The organism is Actinoplanes sp. NPDC048791, from assembly GCF_040650095.1.
GTDB lineage: Bacteria > Actinomycetota > Actinomycetes > Mycobacteriales > Micromonosporaceae > Actinoplanes.
Window position 1 is genome coordinate 1 of sequence record NZ_JBEZGQ010000685.1, and the last position, 4,645, is coordinate 4,645.

Sequence of the window (4,645 nt, forward strand, 5' to 3'; positions counted from 1 at the left end):
GCCGGCCGGCCGATGGGGTCCCGCCGGGGGTGCATGCGGGTCCAATCGGCCCGGCGGATGGGTGTCCGGTGGTCGGCACCCATCCGCCGAACCCCCTGCCGCGCGGTCCCAGCGACTGCCGGCGGTCCGGTCGCCGTCCCCACAGGCGGACGACGGCCGGGCCCTGAACGCGGCGGCGGACCAATTCCCCTGTCCGCCGTCCGGAGCCGGTCGACTCCGGCGCCCTGGGGTGAGGCGTCGCGAACGACCGGCGGGGCGGGTGGGTGTTCGGTGGTCGGCACCCACCCGCTACCCCCGCCGCCCGTCCTGCTCCGGGGCGCTCCCTCCCTGAGAGAAAGGCGCAACCGCTCGGCAAAGCGGACCTGTGCCCGAGTAGGACGGGCGGCATCCAATCAGCCTGGCGGCCGCCCGACGGGTGGGCGGGCCGGGACCAGCAAAGAACGCTCACTAGGGTGGTCGGAGTGGAAAGAGCAGGCCGGATACTGACCGCACGACCGGGCGCCACCACGGCCGACGCGCTCGGCCTGCTGGCCGGTTTCGCACTGGACGCTGTCGTCGGCGACCCGAGGCGCTTCCATCCCGTAGCAGGGTTCGGGCAGGCGGCCGGAGCCTTGGAACGTCGTCTCTACGCACCGAACCGCTGGGCCGGCACCGCGTTCACCACGGCGGCGGTCGGCGTACCCGTGGCCGCAGGTCTCGCCGCCTCCCTCCTCACCCGCCGCCAGCCCGTCGCCCGAGCCGCGCTGGTCGCCGCCGCCACCTGGACCGTCCTCGGCGGCCGCACTCTGCGCCGCGAGTCAGCCGTCATGGCCACCCACCTGGAGAACGCCGATCTGCCAGCAGCTCGCGGCCGCCTCAACCACCTCTGCGGCCGCGACCCGTCGACACTCGACGAGCCCGAGCTGGCCCGCGCCACCGTCGAATCGGTCGCCGAGAACACTTCCGACGCCGTCGTCGCGCCGCTGTTCTGGGGCGGATTGTTCGGGCTGCCCGGCCTGCTCGGCTACCGGGCCGCCAACACCCTCGACGCCATGGTCGGACACCGGTCGCCGCGTTACGCCCGCTTCGGTACGCCGTCCGCGCGGCTCGACGACGCCCTCAACCTGCTGCCCTCGCGGCTCACCGGTCTGCTGACGATCGCCGCGGCGCCGCTGGTCAAGGGACGCCCGGCTGAGGCGCTGCGGGTGTGGCGCCGGGACCGCAACGATCACCCCAGTCCCAATGCCGGCCAGTGTGAGTCGGCCATGGCCGGGGCTCTGGGGGTACGGCTGGGCGGGCGGAACGTCTACTTCGGGCGTACCGAAACCAGGCCGTTGCTGGGTGACGGACCACGCCCGTCCGCCAGTCATCTGCGTCGCGCCGCGCGGCTTTCGGGAGCGGTCGGCGCGGGCGCCGTCGTGCTCGCCGCCGGCGTTGCGTTGCTCCGGGCCGCTGTGGTTCGCCGGGCAGGTAAGCGATGAGCGGGGGACTGCTGGTCGCCGGCACCACGTCCGACGCTGGTAAGAGTGTGCTCACCGCCGGCATCTGCCGGTGGCTGCACCGCCGGGGCGTCAAGGTTGCCCCCTTCAAGGCGCAGAACATGTCCAACAACTCGGTTGTCGTGGTCGGTGCCGACGGGCGCGGCGGCGAGATCGGCCGGGCCCAGGCCATGCAGGCCGCGGCGTGCGGGATCGCCCCGGACATCCGCTTCAACCCGGTGCTGCTCAAGCCGGGCAGCGACTTCTCCAGCCAGGTCGTGTTGCTCGGGCAAGCCGTCGACACTGTGACCGCGGGCAACTACAGGTCGCTGCGGCCGCGGCTCGCCGAGACTGCGCACGCGACCCTGGCCGAGCTGCGGGCCGAGTACGACGCGGTGATCTGTGAGGGCGCCGGCAGTCCGGCGGAGATCAACCTGCGGGACGGGGACTTCGTCAACATGGGTCTGGCGCGGCACGCCGGGCTGCCGGCGATCGTGGTGGGGGACATCGACCGCGGTGGGGTCTTCGCGGCGTTGTTCGGCACGGTCGCGCTGCTCAGTCCCGAGGACCAGGCGCTGGTCAGCGGCTTCGTCATCAACAAGTTCCGCGGTGATCTCGGGTTGCTGCGGCCCGGGCTCGACATGATCACGGCTGCCACCGGGCGGCCGGTGCACGGCGTGCTGCCTTTCAACCTGGACGTGTGGCTCGACGCCGAGGACTCCCTGGCGTACGGGCGGATGCTCGGCCGGCCCGCCGCGCCGCGCGGCACCGAGTGGTTGCGGGTTGCCGTGGTCCGGCTGCCGCGGATCTCCAACGCCACCGACGCCGAGGCCCTCGCCACCGAGCCCGGCGTTCAGGTGCGCCTCACCATCGAGCCGGCCGAGATCGCCGACGCCGACCTGGTCGTGCTGCCCGGCTCCAAGGCCACGGTCAGCGACCTGGCATGGCTGCGCGAGACCGGCCTGGCCGACGCGATCCGCGTGCACGCCGCGGCCGGCAAGCCGCTGGTCGGCATCTGCGGCGGCTTCCAGATGCTCGCCGGGACGATCCACGACGACGTCGAGAGCCGCCGGGGCACCGTGCCGGGCCTCGGCCTGCTTCCGGTGGACATCACCTTCGGTGAGCGCAAGACCCTGGCCCGGTCGCGCGGCGCGGCCTGGGGGCAGGTCCCGGTGAGCGGCTACGAGATCCATCACGGGTACGTGTCCGCCGGCGATCCGGCGCCACTGCTGACGTACGCGGACGGCACGCCCGAAGGTGCAGTGGTCGGCGCGGTCTGCGGGACGCACTGGCACGGCGCCTTCGAGTCGGACGAGTTCCGTCGCCGGTTCCTGACCGAGGCGGCACGGCAGGCGGGCCGGCACGGCTTCGTGGTCGCCCCGGACACCCGCTTCGCGGAGGTACGCGAACGCGCGCTCGACGTCCTCGGCGACCTCGTCGAGGAGCACCTCGACACCGACGCCCTGTGGCGGCTCATCGAGTCCGGGCCGCCGCGTGGCCTTCCCTTCATCCCGCCGGGTGCGCCCGATGGCGGCTGAGACGTTCGCTGCGCTCGCGGAGCGAATCCTTCAAGAACCGCCCCGGCTGGGACCGGTACGGCTGATAGCCGTCGACGGGCCCAGCGGGGCGGGCAAGAGCTGGTTCGCGGCTCGGCTGGCCAAGGCCGCTGACATCCCCGTCGTGCACACCGACGACCTGCTCGACGGCTGGGAGGACCAGTTCAGCTTCTGGGCACGGCTTGAGGAACAGGTGCTCGACCCGTTGCGTCACGGCCGTCCCGCCGCTTACCGGCGGTACCTCTGGCACCGCCGGGCGTTCGGTGGGAATCCGGTCACTGTTGAGCCTGCTGAGGCCGTACTGCTGGAGGGTGTGACCGCCGCCCGGCGGGTGATTCGTCCGGAGCTTTCCTTCTCCGTCTTCGTCACCGCGCCGGCTGATCTGCGGTGGCGGCGGGCTTTGGCACGCGACGGTGCCGACGATGTTGCCTTCCGGGCGTACCTTGAGCGCTGGCGCGTGAACGAGGACCGGCACTTCGCCGCGGATGCCACCGCGGCGCACGTGGATCTCCTGGTCGACGGGGCCGCGGAGGGTTTCGACGATCGGTACGAACGGCTCTGGCCGGCGCCGCCGGACTGAACCACGATCAGCCGCGTTGGCGGCGGGAACGGTGGACGGACGATGACGACCGAGGAAGAGAACCGGCCGGCGCGGCGCCGGATCACGCTGACCGGCATCAGCTCGCGCGCCTGGGAGCACCCCGCCGACCGCGGCGCGCTCACCGCGCTGCGCGAGCTGCGGGGCTTCGACGACGTGGTGAAGGCGTTCTTCGGCATGTGGAACGAGCGCGGCTTCCGGCTGTCGTTCCTCGCCGGCTCGATCCGGGTCGACCACCGTCAGTATCCGCGCGTCTACCAGCGCTTCGCCGAGGCTGCCGCCACGCTCGACGTGGCCGAGCTGCCCGAGCTCTACGTGAGCCAGTCGCCGGTGATCAACGGCCAGGCGATCGGCATGGACAAGCCGTTCATCGTCATCACCACCGCCGCGGTCGAAAAGCTCGATGACGAGGAGCTGCGCGCCCTGCTGGGTCACGAGATCGGGCACGTGCGCAGCGGGCACGCCGTCTACAAGACCATCATGATGATCCTCACCCGGTGGGCCGCGAGCCTGAGCTGGCTGCCGGTCGGCGCGATCGCCCTGCGCGCCATCATCGCCGCCATGTACGAGTGGTGGCGCAAGGCCGAGCTCTCCGCCGACCGCGCGGGCCTGCTCGCCGGTCAGGACCCGGCCGCGTCGCTGCGGCTGCTCATGAAGCTCGCCGGTGGCGGCGACCTCTCCCAGATCGACACGGCCGCGTTCCTCGAGCAGGCCGCCGAGTACGAGGGCGGGGGAGACCTGCGCGACAGCATCCACAAGCTGGGCATGACCGCCTGGAGCACCCACCCGGTGCCCGTCGCGCGCGCCGCCGAGCTGCGCAAGTGGGTCGACTCCGGCGATTACGGCCGGATCCTCGGCGGGGACTACCCGCGTCGCGACTCCGACGGCAACGCCTCGGTCACCGAGGACGTCAAGGCCGCCGCCGACTCGTACCGTGAGTCCTTCAACACCTCGCAGGACCCGCTCGTCGGCCTGCTCCGCAAGCTCGGCGACGGCGCCGCCGACCTGGCCGGATCCGCCGCGCGCGGCGCCCG

General features: G+C 72.6%; 4 protein-coding genes. All 4 read left to right on the forward strand.

The window, feature by feature from the left end; genetic code table 11:
• Positions 1-461 precede the first annotated feature (461 nt).
• Entirely contained in the window at positions 462-1,460 is a 999-nt protein-coding gene (locus tag AB0C29_RS34490; RefSeq protein ID WP_360829307.1) for a cobalamin biosynthesis protein, read from the forward strand.
• Positions 1,457-2,995 carry a cobyric acid synthase gene (locus AB0C29_RS34495; RefSeq protein WP_360829310.1) on the forward strand — a complete coding sequence of 513 codons (1,539 nt, stop codon included), beginning with the start codon at positions 1,457-1,459 and terminating at the stop codon, positions 2,993-2,995. The genes AB0C29_RS34490 and AB0C29_RS34495 overlap by 4 nt, the downstream gene beginning before the upstream one ends.
• Positions 2,985-3,593 carry a hypothetical protein gene (locus AB0C29_RS34500; RefSeq protein ID WP_360829312.1) on the forward strand — a complete coding sequence of 203 codons (609 nt, stop codon included), beginning with the start codon at positions 2,985-2,987 and terminating at the stop codon, positions 3,591-3,593. The genes AB0C29_RS34495 and AB0C29_RS34500 overlap by 11 nt, the downstream gene beginning before the upstream one ends.
• A 42-nt stretch (positions 3,594-3,635) precedes the next feature.
• Positions 3,636-4,645: M48 family metallopeptidase (locus AB0C29_RS34505; RefSeq protein WP_360829315.1), on the forward strand; the 1,010-nt coding region annotated here is incomplete at its 3' end.